The sequence below is a fragment of the Sediminicola luteus genome, assembly GCF_002514735.1.
Classification (GTDB): Bacteria; Bacteroidota; Bacteroidia; order Flavobacteriales; family Flavobacteriaceae; genus HQA918.
This window is the reverse complement of the sequence record NZ_NBWU01000009.1, coordinates 1-14,438: the sequence shown is the minus strand read 5'-3', so window position 1 is coordinate 14,438 and position 14,438 is coordinate 1. Positions and strand designations below refer to the sequence as shown.

The window sequence follows — 14,438 nt, the reverse complement described above, 5'->3', positions numbered from 1 at the left end:
ATGTCCCAAGAAATAGAAGCCAAAATCGAGAAAATCCCGGTGCTGAACCTTATCGTTAGGGGGTTGAAGAAAATCAAACTGAAAACCTTCGAAGGGCTTTCACTTTACGACCTTTTGGAAATGTACGTAAAGGGCATCATTGAAGGGGCGCTCTCTACCCGGGCCAGTGCCATTGCCTTTAGTTTGTTCATGGCCCTTTTCCCATTGCTTATTTTCTTGATTACCTTAATTCCGTTCATTATACCCTATGCCGAAGCCGCCATGGAGCCTGGGGAAAGTTTTGAACATGAGTTTATGGCTTTTATCGAATCTTTTTTGCCTGCGGCATCCAGTGATTTTTTCGAAGATTCGTTCGACCAGATCAAGGGCCAAAGGCAAGGTGGCTTATTGTCCTCGGCCTTTCTTATGTCCATTTTTCTAGTGGCCAATGGGGTCAATGCCATATTCGCAGGGTTCGAAAACTCATATCACGTAGAGCTGACCCGGAATTTTTTCCGACAGTACGCCTATTCCATTATGGTTGGCCTCATCCTTTCTATACTATTGATCTTGGGAATTTTGTTCCTACTGTATTTTGAATTCTATGTGGTCTACTATCTTAGTGAACTGGCCGAACGTACGGGAGCCTATTCGCAAGAACAGGGCGATACCTGGGGGGCTTGGATTACCCGCTTTATCGTTTTCTTTGGTTTGGTGTACATAGCCACGGCCGTGTTATACTATTTTGGCACGGTAGAGGGTAGAAAAATCAGGTTTTTTTCGGCAGGGGCCTTAATGACGACCTTGCTTTTCGGCTTAACCTCGTATCTTTTCGGTATCTATGTAGAAAAATTTGCCCGCTACAACGAACTGTACGGTACCATTGGCACCATGTTGATCTTAATGGTCTTTATTTGGTTAAATGCCAATATATTGTTGCTCGGGTTTGAATTGAATGCGGCGATTACCTCCTTAAAGAAGAAGGTACCCAAAGAAGAATTGGATGAAGCGTAAATACTTTTTTATCTGCCTGATGTGTATGGGCCCCATGTTGCTTTCGGCCCAAGAGGTCTTTGGTACCTGGAAAACCGTCGATGATCAAGATGGTTCTACCAAATCTATTGTATCGGCCATGGATCAAAATGGGACATTGGCCCTGAAAATCATTGAAATCACGGATAAAGAGCGAAGGGACGCCCTATGCGAAAAGTGTAAAGGGGCCGAAAAAGACGCGTCGGTTTTGGGTATGGTTATCGCATCTGGCCTAAAAAAAGCATCGGATAACACCTACGAAGGGGCCAAGATCTTGGATCCTGAAAGTGGTAAATGGTATCGTTGTAAAGTTTGGTTGGACACCAAGGACCCCAATCGATTATTGGTTAGGGGTTACGTTGGGTTTTTCTACAGGACCCAAACTTGGATACGGGTAAAATAATAGGGTATGGGGTACTTTGTTGAAGCCATATTGCCGCTGGCCTTGCCTCAGACGTTTACCTATAAGGTCAATAAACAAGAGTACGATCATCTACTACCAGGGATGCGGATAGCAGTTCCCTTTGGCAAGAATAGGGTGTATACCGCATTGGTGCAAAAAATGCATCAAACGCCACCGCAGGCTTATGAAGCCAAGGAAATCGAATATATTCTTGACGATGCGCCCATAATAACCCAAACCCAATTACAACATTGGGCTTGGATTTCTAAATACTATATGTGCCATATCGGGGAGGTATTTAAGAATGCTATTCCGACCGCCTTTTTATTGGAAAGTGAGACTTGGGTCTGCCTGTCCGAAGATTTTACCACAGGGGACGAGTCCCAATTGGCCGATGATGAATACCTGTTGTTGGAAGCCCTCCAACATCAATCTGCCTTACGTATTACCGATATTACCGAAATCTTAGAAAAGAAAACGGTGTTGCCAGTGGTCAATCGGATGATCAAGAGAGGAATCGTGGCCCTACAGGCCGAGATCAAAGAACGCTACCGCCCTAAAATGTCCCGATATGTTATGCTAAACCATGTGGCTGATGGCGAGCAAGGGCTGGTAGAAACACTAGATGGATTAAAACGCGCACCCAAACAATACAAAACCTTCTTGGTTTATCTTGATTTGGTTGGCGATGAACCCAAACCGATTAAAGTTTCCGAATTAAAAAAAATCACCCAAGATTCCGGTCAGGCCATAAAAGGGTTGGTCAAAAAAAGAATTTTTACAGAGGAAATGATCCAAGAAGATCGGATACAATATACAGGGGAAGCCGTGGTACAACCATCCCAACTTAATCCTGAACAAGAGTTGGCCTTAGGCACGATCCAATCGGCTTTTGGGGAAAACAAGGTCTGTTTGTTGCATGGGGTTACTTCCTCCGGAAAAACCGAGGTCTATGTACAATTGATTAAAGAAGCTTTGGAAAAAGGAGAACAGGTTTTGTACCTATTGCCCGAAATCGCTTTAACCACCCAGTTGATCCAGCGCCTTCAAAAGTATTTTGGCTCATATTTGGCTGTATACCATTCCAAATTCAATATTCAAGAAAGGGCAGAGGTATGGCAACATGTTTTGGAATGCAATGCTAAGGCCCAATTGGTGATAGGAGCGAGGTCATCCCTATTCTTGCCGTTTCAAAACCTCGGGTTGGTCATTGTAGATGAAGAACACGAGCCTTCATTTAAACAACACGACCCTGCACCACGTTACCATGCCCGCGACGCCGCAATTGTGCTGGCCAAAAGTATGAATGCTCAAGTATTGTTGGGCTCGGCCACCCCAAGTCTCGAGACCTACCATAATGTACTACAGGGCAGATATGGTCTCGCCGAGATTAAGAAGCGATACGGTCAAGTACCCATGCCGGATATTAACTTGGTAGACTTAAAAGAACAGCAAAAGAAAAAACGGATAAAGGGGCATTTCTCCGAGCCTTTACGACTGGCCATGGAGGGGACGTTGACCGAGGGCAAGCAGATTATCTTGTTCCAAAACCGTAGGGGGTTTGCCCCGGTCATGGAGTGTACCGATTGTGGCCATTGTCCGCAATGCCCCAATTGCGATGTTAGCCTTACCTATCACGCCTATAAAAGACAACTGCGTTGCCATTACTGTGGCTATTACAGTGCCCAGGTCAGTAAGTGTCATTCTTGTAGTTCAGAAGCCTTGGACACCAAAGGTCTGGGTACCGAACAAATAGAGCAAGAATGCCAAGAACTGTTCCCAGACGCTAGGGTAGGCCGTATGGATTTAGATACCACCCGTGCCAAACATGCCCATGCCAAGATCATTGACCAATTTACCTCGGGCGAGCTCGATATTTTGGTGGGCACCCAAATGCTATCGAAGGGGCTCGATTTTAAAAATGTGGATTTGGTTGGGGTTTTGCATGCCGATGGCATCCTGAATTTTCCCGATTTCCGTTCCCATGAAAGGGGCTATCAGCTTTTGTCGCAAGTGTCGGGTAGGGCAGGGCGCCATGAAAAACGGGGCAAGGTATTGATACAGACCTATAATCCGTACCATCAAATCTTACAGCAGGTAAGCATACACGATTACGAAAGTATGCAACGCGAGCAAATGTATGAAAGACGGCAACATGCCTATCCGCCTTTTGCCCGCTTGATTCGTGTTACCTTTAAGCATAAGGATTATAGTAAACTTGAACAGGCCAGTGAATGGTTCGTACAAGGCATGCGCAACCTATGGCAAGATCGGGTGTTAGGGCCTGTACCCCCGGCCGTATCGCGTGTACGCAATCAATACATTCAAGTAGCGGTTTTAAAAGTCCCGAAAGGACATGACCTAGCTACCATAAAAAATAGCATCAAAAGAATCGAGAATTCCTTTAATGCTATTCCGTATTATCGGTCGGTCCGCATCATTTTCGATGTAGACCCTATATAAAATCTTATACGTTATTGAGAGCTTCGGCCAATTCGGTCTTTTTGTTCCTACTTAAAGGAATCTGACGTCCGGCAACCTCTACGTTTTTGCTGTTGAACTTTTCGATTTTCTCTAAGTTAACGATATAGGACTTGTGAATCCTCAAGAATTTTTCGGCCGGTAATTGCTTTTCGAAATTCTTCATGGTAGAAAGAATAACGATATTGGCCTCGTCGGTAACCAATTTGATGTAATCCCCTAAAGCTTCCACCCACTTGATATCGTTTAAGATAACCTTGCGTTTTTTCAGGTTGCTCTTAACGAAGATATGTTCTTCGTCTTCGTGGATTTTGTTCGCTTGTTCGTACTTCGATACCGCCCTGCGTACAGAGGCATCGAAACGGGCCATAGTAATTGGTTTGTGTAGGTAATCGGTAACGTCGTAATCAAAGGCTTTGAGCGCGTAATCGGGTTTTCCGGTAATCAAGATAACCTGTGGAGGGTTATCCAATGATTCCAAAAGGTCAAAACCATTGATAATAGGCATCTCAACATCAAGGAAGATTATATCTACCTCGTGGTTCTTCAATCCGTTCTTGGCCTCGATAGCATTACTGTACTCGGCAACTAAAGCTAGGCTCGGATGGTTGTTTACCAATTTGGCCACGGCCATCCGTTGCATAGTAGAGTCGTCTACGATAATACTCTTTAGTTTCATAGATGGGGTGATTTGTGGGGTTTAAATCAATGGCAAAGTACTAAAAAAACGCCCTTACATACAATTAAAGATGTAAACATGGTCATTTCTGTTGTATAACTTGTAAAATCAGTCATTGCCGATGATTTTTCTTTAGGTTAAGCTTGATTTGTTAATAATTATTTAAATGGATAACGAAGATTTTTGGCTTTTCTTGTGGGGAGAAAGAATAATTCATACTTTTGCCCCGCTAAAATTTATACATAATTATGAATCATTACGAAACTGTTTTCATTTTGAATCCCGTTCTATCTGACACCCAGATAGAGGAAACAGTTAAGAAGTTCGAAAATTTCTTAATTGAAAGGGGCGCCAAAATGGTGTCTAAAGAAAATTGGGGGCTTAAGAAGTTGGCTTACCCGATCCAACACAAAAAAAGTGGTTTTTACCATTTGTTCGAGTTCACCGCACCAGGTGAGGCCATCAACCCTTACGAGGTAGAATTCCGTAGGGATGAAAGGATTATGCGTTACTTGACCGTTAAATTGGATAAACATGCCATTTCATGGGCCGAGCGCAGAAGAGCTAAATTAAAAACCAAAGCCTAATCATTATGTCTTCAATAGAACAACAAGCAAAAGGTAAGAAAGATGGGGAAATCAGGTATTTGACCCCACTTAATATAGAGACAAGCAAGCAAAAGAAATACTGTAGGTTCAAAAAATCGGGTATTAAGTATATCGATTATAAAGACCCGGATTTCTTGATGAAGTTCGTAAACGAGCAAGGTAAATTGTTGCCCCGTCGTTTAACCGGTACTTCTTTGAAATACCAGAGAAAAGTGGCTACGGCCGTAAAGAGGGCCCGTCATTTGGCCTTGATGCCTTACGTAGGTGATTTGTTGAAATAATAAAGAAGCTGATCATGGAACTTATATTGAAGTCAGACGTTCAGGACCTAGGGTTCAAGGACGACATTGTGACCGTTAAGAATGGGTATGGTAGAAACTACTTGATCCCACAAGGATTGGCTGTTTTGGCTACGGTTAGTGCCAAGAAAGTTTTGGCCGAAAACCTAAAGCAAAAAGCACACAAAGAGAAAGCTATTGTAGAAGAGGCCCAGAAAACTGCTGAAGCCTTGAAACAATTAGAAATCAAAATCGCCGCTAAAGCCGGTGCCGGAGATAAATTGTTCGGTAGTATCACTACCATCGATTTGGCTGCTTCTTTAGAGAAGGCCGGTCATGCCATTGACAAAAAATTCATGGCTATCCAAGGTGGATCTGTTAAGCGTTTAGGTAATTACAATGCCCAAATCAGACTACACAGAGAGGTAATCGTAGATTTCCCATTCGATGTAGTGGCAGAGAAATATTAATTAACCATAAACGGTTAATAACATTAAAAGAGCTATGCGTGCATAGCTCTTTTTTTTATTACATTTGGTTCACTCAACTACTAACTTAAATGTAATATGAAAAGAACACTATTCTTCTTAGTATTAGTGTGTTGTACCGCTATGGGTTTTGCCCAGGTAACAACCTCCAACATTCGCGGTACGGTTCTCGATGACCAATCGCAACCCCTATTAGGCGCCAATGTGGTAGCCGTTCACACCCCAACAGGTACCCGATACGGGGCCGTAACCAACGAAGAAGGTCGTTTCAACTTATTGAACCTTCGTGTTGGCGGACCCTACGAGGTAACCGTTTCTTATGTAGGTTTTAAGGAGTACAAGGAAAATGATGTTTTCTTGGCTTTGGGTAAGACCCACAATGTAAACCCTTCCTTGGCCCTCGAAAGCCAGGCTTTGGATGAAGTGGTGGTAGTCTCTGATCGTTCCGGGGGTACTTTCGGTAGCGACCGAACCGGGGCCGAAACCAGTGTAGGCCGTAGGGAATTGACCCGTTTGCCAACCATTTCACGTTCCGCTAAAGATTTTACCCGTTTAGAGCCATCGGCCAGTGGGGATTCCTTTGGAGGTCGCAACGATCAGTACAACAACTTTTCATTAGATGGGGCTTTTTTTAGCAATCCATTCGGTTTAGATGCACCGACACCAGGTGGCCAGACCGATTCCCAGCCTATCTCTTTAGATGCTATCGATCAAATTTCGGTTTCTACAGCGCCTTACGATGTAACCCAATCGGGTTTTACCGGTGCGACCATTAATGCCGTAACCAAAAGCGGTACCAACGAATTCAAGGGTACCGTATATGGTTTTTATAGAGATGAGAGTCTTACCGGAGGCAAGATCAAAGGTGAAGACGTAACCAAACCCGATTTAAAGCAGACCCAGTACGGGGTAAGTATCGGCGGACCGATTATCAAAGATAAATTGTTCTTCTTTGCCAACTTCGAAAAAGACCAAAGGGACGATTTGGGCACCAATGGCTGGATTCCGAATACCGGTTCAGGTGCCATCAACGAATCTAGGGTATTGGAGTCTGACTTGATCCGTGTTCGTGATGCTATGTCCGGCTTAGGCTATGATACCGGCAGATACCAAGATTTTATATTCGGTGCCGAATCTACCAAGGGTATTTTTAAAATCGATTGGAACATCAACGAAAAGAACCGTTTGGCGGTAATCTATAACTTCCTAAGGGCATCAAAAGAGAAGCCGGCACACCCTACGGCCATCGGAACCAGAGGGCCTAGTTTTGCTACCCTTCAATTCGAGAACTCCGGCTATGAGATCAACAATAATATCAATTCCTTCCAAATAGAATTGAACTCTACCTTGTCTGATCAAGTGGTGAACAAGCTTCAGGCCGGTTATACCCATTTCGACGATTTCAGGGACCCGCTATCTACACCGGCCCCTTCCTTTATCATTGGTAACAACAATCCCTTTGATAGCTATATCGTTGTGGGCCACGAACCTTTCTCCATCCACAACCGTTTGGATCAAAAAGTATTCCAGTTGACCGACAATATGAACATTTTCAGTGGAGACCATACCTTTACCGTAGGTTTCTCTTTTGAAAAATTCGAGTTCGACAACTCGTTCAATCTCGGTACTTATGGCGGAACCTTCGGAGTTCCGGTAGGTGGGGAGTTCAGAAACTTTGCCAGTGTAGATGAATTTGTGGCCAACGCCCAACCCGGTGGTGTGGTAGATGGTTTGATTCGTGGAGCCATCAACACCTTTAACAACAACAACCAATTCCCCGATGGCACCCCAGGTGGCTGGTCTTTGGCTGAAACCAATGTAGGTCAATTGGCTTTCTATCTTCAAGATGAATGGAACGCTACAGACGATTTTAAATTAACCTACGGTATCCGTTTCGATAAGCCTTTGTATTTCGATACCCGTGAGAAAATCCGTGAAAACATAGACCGTAAAGGCACTTATCAGCCCGACAACCTTTATTTTGACCCACAAACCGGCGAGCAGGTAAAAATCGATTCGGAACAATTACCTTCCAACGATTGGTTGATTTCCCCACGTTTAGGATTTAACTGGAACGTAAAAGGTGAAGGCAAAACCCAATTGCGTGGTGGTACCGGAATCTTTACGGGTCGTTTCCCCTTTGTATGGTTGGGTAACCAAGTACAAGGTGTCGATTTCTTCTTTTACCAAGTGGTTGACCCCGATTTCAAATGGCCTCAAGTTTGGCGTACCAATGTTGGGGTAGACCATAGATTGGAAAACGGCGTGGTCTTAACTGCCGATGTTTCTTATACCAAAGATCTGAATGCAGCGCATGTACAGAACTGGGCCCTTAAATCGCCTCCGTCATTGAACTTGAACGCCCCTGGTGACAACCGTCCGTATTACGGGCCGGGCGATAGGGCCACTAATGCTTTTGGCGGGCCTACCAATGCTTACGTATTCACCAACTCTGACAAAGGCCGTATCTGGAATGCCAGTCTTAAAGCGCAAAAGACCTTCGATAACGGTATTTATACCAGTATTGCCTATAACTATTTGAATGCAAAAGATGTAAACTCCATTGAAGCGGAGATTACCGGGGATGCCTTCGATTTTAATCCAACAACCGGAGATGCCAACCAAGATGTTTTGGCTTTTTCCAAGTATGGCGACACCCATAGGGTAGTAGGTGTAGCCTCTAAGAAGTTTGATTACGGTAATGGTAAATATGCCACCACCATCTCTACGTTCTTTGAGTACGCCCAAGGCGGAAGGTTCAATTATACCTATGCCGGTAATGCCAATGGCGATAGTTCTTTCCAAAGGAACGATTTAATGTATATCCCTACCCAAGCCGAGGTTCAACAAATGAACTTCTCTGGTCCAGGACAGGCCCAAGCCTTTGAAAACTACATTCAACAAGACGATTATATGAGCGATCATCGTGGTGAGTATATGGAGCGCTACGGGGCTCTTTCGCCATGGAGAAGCCGTTGGGATGTGAAGATCCTTCAAGATTTCAATATCAATGTAGGTAACGGCAAGACCCATACCATACAGTTGAGTGCCGATATCTTGAACTTCGGAAATCTATTAAGCTCTGAATGGGGTGTGGTAGAAGTACCAAACAACCCGTCGCCTTTGGCGATTAGTGTAGACGAAAACCGCGTGCCTACCTATACGTTTGACCCGAACCTGACCGAGACCTTTGGTTTCGACTCTAGTTTGCAGTCGAGATGGCAGGCCCAATTCGGGGTACGTTATATCTTCTAACGATTCCTGTCTGAAGAAAATATGTAAGAAGGCCGTACAATTACGTACGGTCTTTTTATTTTTGCATGCTTAAATAGGCTTTTAAAATACCTAGGTTGTGAAGTACAGAAGGCTTACCAGACAACAGCTGGAAGAAATGCATGTGGAATTCGCCAATTTCTTGGCTACCCAAAAAATCGATGCCCAAGAATGGGAAACCCTAAAAAGGGAAAAACCACAAGTGGCCGAGGAAGAGATCGATATCTTTAGTGATTTGGTATGGGAAGGTGTTTTGGCCAAGGTGGAATTCTTAGAGAATGTATCTGCCAACCATATGCACCTTTTTCATTTAACCTCCAAGGAAATGAAACTGATTTCGGTAAAGGTGAATAATCCGGAAGTGGACTTGCGAACCCAAGAAGGTTTTTCATGGTTTAAAAGGAACTTTCAGGGTGACTTTGTCGATTATCTGACTGCCTCCAAAGCCTATTCCGACGACCCGAACCAAGATAAATTCGAGCTTATAGAACAAGGTGGGCAAATTACCAAAGGTGCCCTATACCGCTGGTTCGACGATTTGATCGGAGAACAATAACAACCACCCACAATTAAAGAAAATGGCCCAAAAACCGAACATACCCAAAGGAACTAGAGATTTTTCACCGGCAGAGATTGCCAAGCGCAATTATATCTTCGATACGGTACGCAAGCATTTTAAACGATTTGGGTATCAGCCTATAGAAACCCCGTCTTTTGAGAACTCATCTACCTTAATGGGTAAGTATGGAGAAGAGGGTGATCGTTTGATTTTTAAGATTCTTGAATCTGGGGATTATATTTCTAAAATAGATGAGAATCTCATTGAAAGCACTATACCAATATACATTGCTTTAAATTCAATATTTAAGGATGTTTTCTATTTCGTAGTGGATAAAATTAAGAATGAAGATCAACGCTTCCTTACTCTCGATGAAATAGGGGCAATTGTTGGAAGTGACGAATTGCATCTTGAAATTAACCTAATACTTGACAAATGGAGTTTCTTTTTAAGTCCAGATGAAAACTTATCAAAGTTGTTTAAAGATGAGTTCAACTCTCAAAAACATAAGTTTCTGGAAAGTTTGGCTTTCTTTATTTTTGGTGAAGGAGTGGATTTTGAGAGGAATATTTCTGATAATTCTTTTATCCGATACGTTATAACAAATGGTGAAAGAGGTTTAATAAGTTCGTGGGCAAAAAAGCTTTCTAAAGAAATTAATAAAAAAGTAAAAATAAAGCCCGAAAAATCGAAAGAAATATCAATTAGTATTTCAGAAAAAGCGCTTCGCTATGATCTTACCGTGCCTTTTGCTAGGTATGTGGTCATGCATCAAAACGAATTGACCTTCCCTTTCAAACGCTACCAGATACAACCCGTTTGGCGTGCCGACAGGCCTCAAAAAGGGCGTTTTAGGGAGTTTTATCAATGTGATGCCGATGTGGTGGGTAACGATTCCTTATTACAGGAAGTGGAGTTGGTACAACTCTATGATGCCGTTTTCACCGACTTGGGACTAGAAGGAGCTACTATTAAACTTAACAACCGAAAAATACTATCGGGCATTGCGGAATTGATCGGGGCCAAAGATCAACTGATCCAATTTACGGTAGCCCTGGATAAACTCGATAAAATAGGAGAGGAAGGCGTTATCAAAGAGATGCTGGGTCATGGTATACCAGAAGCCGCCATTGAAAAACTAAAACCCTTGTTCGCTTTAGATGGTGATAGTATGGTACAGTTAGAAACGCTGGCCACTATGCTTCAAGATTCAGAAGAAGGTACTAAAGGGGTGGAGGAACTCCGTTTTATATTAGAACACAGCCTGGCCTTAGGGCTTCAAAATAGTACCCTGGCCTTAGATGTCACCTTGGCCCGTGGTCTCAATTACTATACCGGTGCCATTTTTGAGGTGTCTGCCCCAGAGGGCGTAAAGATGGGCTCCATTGGTGGTGGGGGTCGCTACGACGACCTTACTGGTATATTCGGACTTAAAAATGTATCAGGTGTTGGAATTTCATTCGGGCTAGATCGCATTTATTTGGTTTTGGAAGAATTGGGCTTGTTCCCCGAAAGTGTTTCAGAATCTTTACAAGTGCTGTGTATCAATTTTGGCGATGCCGAGGCTTTGGCTTCCATGAAGCTTATCAAACAACTTCGTGAAGCCGGTGTGGCCTGTGAACTATACCCGTCCCATGCTAAGATGAACAAACAGATGAAGTATGCCAATGCACGACAAGTACCTTTTGTGGTAATGATTGGCGATCAAGAATTGGCTGCCCAACAATTTGTGGTCAAGGAGATGGGTACAGGAACCCAATCTACCTACGATTTAAACGACATCAAACCTTTTTTGGAAGCGATTCGCTAATAAGTTTGTAAACGCGTTTGTAGTAGGCTGAATCGTTCGGCACCATGTTGATTTTGTTGGGATCGAGTAATACTTCCAATGGGAACAACTTAATGTCGGCCACTTCGCTTTCTTGTTTTTGTAAATCCGAAAGAGGTCGTTTCAGTTTAGCCAAAAACACATCGTGGAATTCCCGGTCCATTAATTCCGGGCCATGCTTGAATTCCGAATAGGTCCGAAACTGAAACTTTAGATTCGTAGGTGACAGGTCGAGACCAATTTCCTCAAAAACCTCACGTTGGGCTGAAGAAAGGGCAGTTTCGCCAGCCCCAATATGTCCGGCTACCGAAACATCCCAATACCCCGGAAAAGTGTCCTTGTCAAAAGCCCGTTGTTGTAATACAACCTCACCTTCGTCGGTATAGACCCAGACATGTACAGAGGCATGGTACCATCCTTTTAGGTGTGCTTCCGATTTCATGGCCGTTTTCCCGGTAAAAGCACCTTCGGCATTTAAAATATCAATACGTTCATCCATGCTTTCAAAACTAAAAAAGGGTGCCGATATATAAAAGGCACCCCGTACTGGTTCTATTGTGTTTTTATCAAGCTATTCAAAATAACTAAAGGTTTCCCCCGATTCAATATTCAAAAGGGTCTCATAAATCAATTTGATAACGCTTTCTACATCTTCGCGATGCACCATTTCGACCGTGGTATGCATATAACGTAAGGGCAAGGATATCAAAGCCGAGGCCACACCACCGTTACTATAGGCGAATGCATCGGTATCGGTACCCGTCATACGGGAAGCGGCCATGCGCTGGAAAGGTATTTTTTTAGCTTCGGCAGTTTCTATGATGCGCTCCCTTAATTTGTTCTGTACAGCGGGCGCGTACGAAATCACGGGGCCACTTCCAATTTCGGTATGCCCCTGTTTTTTCTTGTCAATCATCGGGGTAGTGGTGTCGTGGCACACATCGGTTACGATGGCTACATTCGGTTTAATGGTGTGGGTAATCATTTCGGCCCCACGCAAACCGATTTCTTCTTGCACCGCATTGGTTATGTACAGGCCAAAAGGCAATTTCTTTCCATTTTCATGTAATAATCGGGCCACTTCGGCAATCATGAATCCGCCAGCTCGGTTATCTATGGCCCTACACACGAATTTATCACCGTTCAACACCTGAAAGGTATCCGGATAGGTAATAACACATCCAACATGTACCCCCATCTTTTCAACTTCCTCTTTATCCTTGGCGCCTATATCGATAAAAATATTATCCAATTTCGGCGGTTCTTCCTTGGCACGGTTACGGGTATGTATGGCCGGCCATCCGAACACCCCTTTTACGATACCTTTTTTGGTATGGATGTTCACCCATTTCGAAGGAGCTATCTGGTGGTCGCTTCCACCATTACGTATAACATATAAAAGACCATTGTCAGAGATATAGTTCACATACCAAGAAATCTCATCGGAATGCCCTTCTATGACCACCTTGTATTCCGCTTCCGGATTAATGACCCCAACGGCAGTGCCATAAGTATCGGTTATAAAGGTATCTACATAAGGTCTAAGGTAATCCATCCAAATTTTCTGCCCTTCCCATTCGTATCCCGTAGGGGCGGCATTATTCAAATATTTTTCAAAAAATTCGAGCGATTTTTCGTTAAGTATTGTTTCTTGGCTCATATTCTGATGTAATTTTGTCTCAAACTTACTAATTATAGTCCAGTGATCAAACCCTGGGTATAGGTTTTATGCGGATCGTTAAATATATATGCTTTGTAGCTTTTCTTTTCCATGGCTTGAGAGTTATGGGTCAAGAAGAGGTTGCCCAAGATTCTGTGGAGCAATATATAATTATGAAAGGCGATACCGTACCCCAATTGGCATTGCCACTGGAGGAAGTCTATGTATTCGGTCGCCTTAAGTTTAGCTCCAAAGAGGAGAAGGTGCGCTATTATATATTAAGAAGAAAGACCAAAAAGGTGTATCCGTATGCGAAAATGGCCGCCGAACGACTGGTAGAGTTGAATGATAGCCTCTCAAAGATCGTAAAAAGGCGCCACCGGAAGAAGTATACCAAAAAAGTGCAGAAATATATAGAGGGGGAGTTTTCGGCCGAGCTAAAGAAACTCACCCGTACCGAAGGACAGATATTGGTTAAACTTATTTATAGGCAAACAGGAACCACGGCCTTTGAATTGGTGAAGGAGCTGCGAAGCGGTTGGCGTGCCTTTTGGTATAATACTACGGCCAAGGCATTTAAGATCAGCTTGAAGAAAGAATACCATCCTGATTCGGTCCATGAAGATTATTTGATAGAGGATATTCTGCAACGCGCATTTGCCGATGGCGAGCTTACACGCCAAGAAACGGTATTGGATTACGACTATAGCGAGCTTACTAATAAATGGAAAGCGAGAAACGGGCAATAACAATATATAAGAGTTCTACATTTTCATAGCTTGAAGCTTTTGTAATCTATTTTGATGCCCAATACCAGCCCTAAAAAATTAAACTTGCCCACTTCGTTTATTTTTTATAAATTCAAATCCTTTTTCTGAAAAATTTTCCAACCGTAAAACCTTTATGGGTAAGGGGTTGCGAGGGAGGCAAAAAAAACCTTCAAAAAAAATGGTTTTTAGTTTTGGTGTAATCAAAAAAAGGGTTCTATATTTGCAGCCGCTAAGGCAATAAGGCGTTACACAAATGAGCGCTGCCAAGGCGAGGAACAAGACAAGTTCATTGAAATTTTGAAGAGACAGCAGCGAGTTTTTATAACTCGCACTTGGAAGGTTTAAAACGTAAGTTTTGAACGAACCGAAGATTTAGATAGACGGAACATCCGATATCGGG

The 14,438-nt window shown here is 43.3% G+C and carries 13 protein-coding genes and 1 pseudogene; 11 read left to right on the top strand and 3 right to left on the bottom strand.

What is annotated here, in order from left to right; genetic code table 11:
• From B7P33_RS18805 to priA, 3 genes are read left to right on the top strand one after another with little or no spacing between them, the layout of a single operon-like run.
• Nucleotides 1-993, top strand: coding sequence for a YihY/virulence factor BrkB family protein (locus B7P33_RS18805; protein ID WP_097443788.1), 993 nt, complete (start codon nucleotides 1-3; stop codon nucleotides 991-993).
• Nucleotides 983-1,414 (top strand): DUF2147 domain-containing protein, encoded by a 432-nt coding sequence (locus tag B7P33_RS18800; protein WP_097443787.1) that lies wholly within the window; start codon nucleotides 983-985, stop codon nucleotides 1,412-1,414. Before B7P33_RS18805 ends, B7P33_RS18800 begins: the two co-directional genes overlap by 11 nt.
• A 6-nt stretch (nucleotides 1,415-1,420) precedes the next feature.
• Complete coding sequence (gene priA / locus B7P33_RS18795) at nucleotides 1,421-3,877, top strand: replication restart helicase PriA (RefSeq protein ID WP_097443786.1); 2,457 nt, start codon at nucleotides 1,421-1,423, stop codon at nucleotides 3,875-3,877.
• Nucleotides 3,878-3,881: 4 nt separating this feature from the next.
• Here priA and B7P33_RS18790 read toward each other — a convergent pair whose 3' ends face one another.
• The gene (locus tag B7P33_RS18790; protein ID WP_097443785.1) at nucleotides 3,882-4,574 is read right to left on the bottom strand and encodes a LytR/AlgR family response regulator transcription factor; all 693 of its coding nucleotides are present in this window, start codon (nucleotides 4,572-4,574) and stop codon (nucleotides 3,882-3,884) included.
• Nucleotides 4,575-4,822: 248 nt separating this feature from the next.
• On the opposite strand from B7P33_RS18790, the gene rpsF reads away from it, so the two are divergent.
• From rpsF to hisS, 7 genes and pseudogenes are all read left to right on the top strand, one after another.
• The gene (rpsF, locus tag B7P33_RS18785) at nucleotides 4,823-5,161 is read left to right on the top strand and encodes a 30S ribosomal protein S6 (protein WP_097443784.1); all 339 of its coding nucleotides are present in this window, start codon (nucleotides 4,823-4,825) and stop codon (nucleotides 5,159-5,161) included.
• Between the two features lie 2 nt (nucleotides 5,162-5,163).
• A complete protein-coding gene (gene rpsR, locus B7P33_RS18780) occupies nucleotides 5,164-5,463 on the top strand; it encodes a 30S ribosomal protein S18 (protein WP_172436009.1) in 300 nt (99 codons plus the stop codon).
• 14 nt (nucleotides 5,464-5,477) lie between these two features.
• Entirely contained in the window at nucleotides 5,478-5,930 is a 453-nt protein-coding gene (rplI, locus tag B7P33_RS18775; RefSeq protein ID WP_097443782.1) for a 50S ribosomal protein L9, read from the top strand.
• A 96-nt stretch (nucleotides 5,931-6,026) separates the two neighbouring features.
• Nucleotides 6,027-9,203, top strand: coding sequence for a TonB-dependent receptor (locus tag B7P33_RS18770; protein WP_097443781.1), 3,177 nt, complete (start codon nucleotides 6,027-6,029; stop codon nucleotides 9,201-9,203).
• Nucleotides 9,204-9,300: 97 nt separating this feature from the next.
• Nucleotides 9,301-9,777 carry a DUF6495 family protein gene (locus B7P33_RS18765; protein ID WP_097443780.1) on the top strand — a complete coding sequence of 159 codons (477 nt, stop codon included), beginning with the start codon at nucleotides 9,301-9,303 and terminating at the stop codon, nucleotides 9,775-9,777.
• Nucleotides 9,778-9,799: 22 nt separating this feature from the next.
• A pseudogene (locus B7P33_RS19845) lies at nucleotides 9,800-9,943 on the top strand (histidine--tRNA ligase); the annotation flags it as partial.
• Between the two features lie 240 nt (nucleotides 9,944-10,183).
• The gene (gene hisS / locus B7P33_RS18760) at nucleotides 10,184-11,590 is read left to right on the top strand and encodes a histidine--tRNA ligase (protein WP_394341538.1); all 1,407 of its coding nucleotides are present in this window, start codon (nucleotides 10,184-10,186) and stop codon (nucleotides 11,588-11,590) included.
• Here hisS and B7P33_RS18755 read toward each other — a convergent pair.
• Both B7P33_RS18755 and B7P33_RS18750 read right to left on the bottom strand, forming a co-directional pair.
• On the bottom strand, nucleotides 11,562-12,107 hold the full coding sequence (locus B7P33_RS18755; protein ID WP_097443778.1) for an NUDIX hydrolase: 546 nt from the start codon (nucleotides 12,105-12,107) through the stop codon (nucleotides 11,562-11,564). The two genes, hisS and B7P33_RS18755, sit on opposite strands and share 29 nt — an antisense overlap.
• Nucleotides 12,108-12,179: 72 nt before the next feature.
• The gene (locus B7P33_RS18750; RefSeq protein ID WP_097443777.1) at nucleotides 12,180-13,268 is read right to left on the bottom strand and encodes a M42 family metallopeptidase; all 1,089 of its coding nucleotides are present in this window, start codon (nucleotides 13,266-13,268) and stop codon (nucleotides 12,180-12,182) included.
• A gap of 68 nt (nucleotides 13,269-13,336) precedes the next feature.
• On the opposite strand from B7P33_RS18750, the gene B7P33_RS18745 reads away from it, so the two are divergent.
• Nucleotides 13,337-14,017, top strand: a complete 681-nt coding sequence (locus B7P33_RS18745) for a DUF4294 domain-containing protein (protein ID WP_097443776.1) — start codon at nucleotides 13,337-13,339, stop codon at nucleotides 14,015-14,017.
• Nucleotides 14,018-14,438: the final 421 nt, after the last annotated feature.

What these genes read in the sequence shown, in the direction of transcription:
- B7P33_RS18805 (WP_097443788.1), top strand. Translation starts at nt 1, where the DNA reads ATGTCCCAAGAAATAGAAGCCAAAATCGAGAAAATCCCGGTGCTGAAC.
- B7P33_RS18800 (WP_097443787.1), top strand. Translation starts at nt 983, where the DNA reads ATGAAGCGTAAATACTTTTTTATCTGCCTGATGTGTATGGGCCCCATG.
- priA (WP_097443786.1), top strand. Translation starts at nt 1,421, where the DNA reads ATGGGGTACTTTGTTGAAGCCATATTGCCGCTGGCCTTGCCTCAGACG.
- B7P33_RS18790 (WP_097443785.1), bottom strand. Translation starts at nt 4,574, where the DNA reads ATGAAACTAAAGAGTATTATCGTAGACGACTCTACTATGCAACGGATG.
- rpsF (WP_097443784.1), top strand. Translation starts at nt 4,823, where the DNA reads ATGAATCATTACGAAACTGTTTTCATTTTGAATCCCGTTCTATCTGAC.
- rplI (WP_097443782.1), top strand. Translation starts at nt 5,478, where the DNA reads ATGGAACTTATATTGAAGTCAGACGTTCAGGACCTAGGGTTCAAGGAC.
- B7P33_RS18770 (WP_097443781.1), top strand. Translation starts at nt 6,027, where the DNA reads ATGAAAAGAACACTATTCTTCTTAGTATTAGTGTGTTGTACCGCTATG.
- B7P33_RS18755 (WP_097443778.1), bottom strand. Translation starts at nt 12,107, where the DNA reads ATGGATGAACGTATTGATATTTTAAATGCCGAAGGTGCTTTTACCGGG.
- B7P33_RS18750 (WP_097443777.1), bottom strand. Translation starts at nt 13,268, where the DNA reads ATGAGCCAAGAAACAATACTTAACGAAAAATCGCTCGAATTTTTTGAA.
- B7P33_RS18745 (WP_097443776.1), top strand. Translation starts at nt 13,337, where the DNA reads ATGCGGATCGTTAAATATATATGCTTTGTAGCTTTTCTTTTCCATGGC.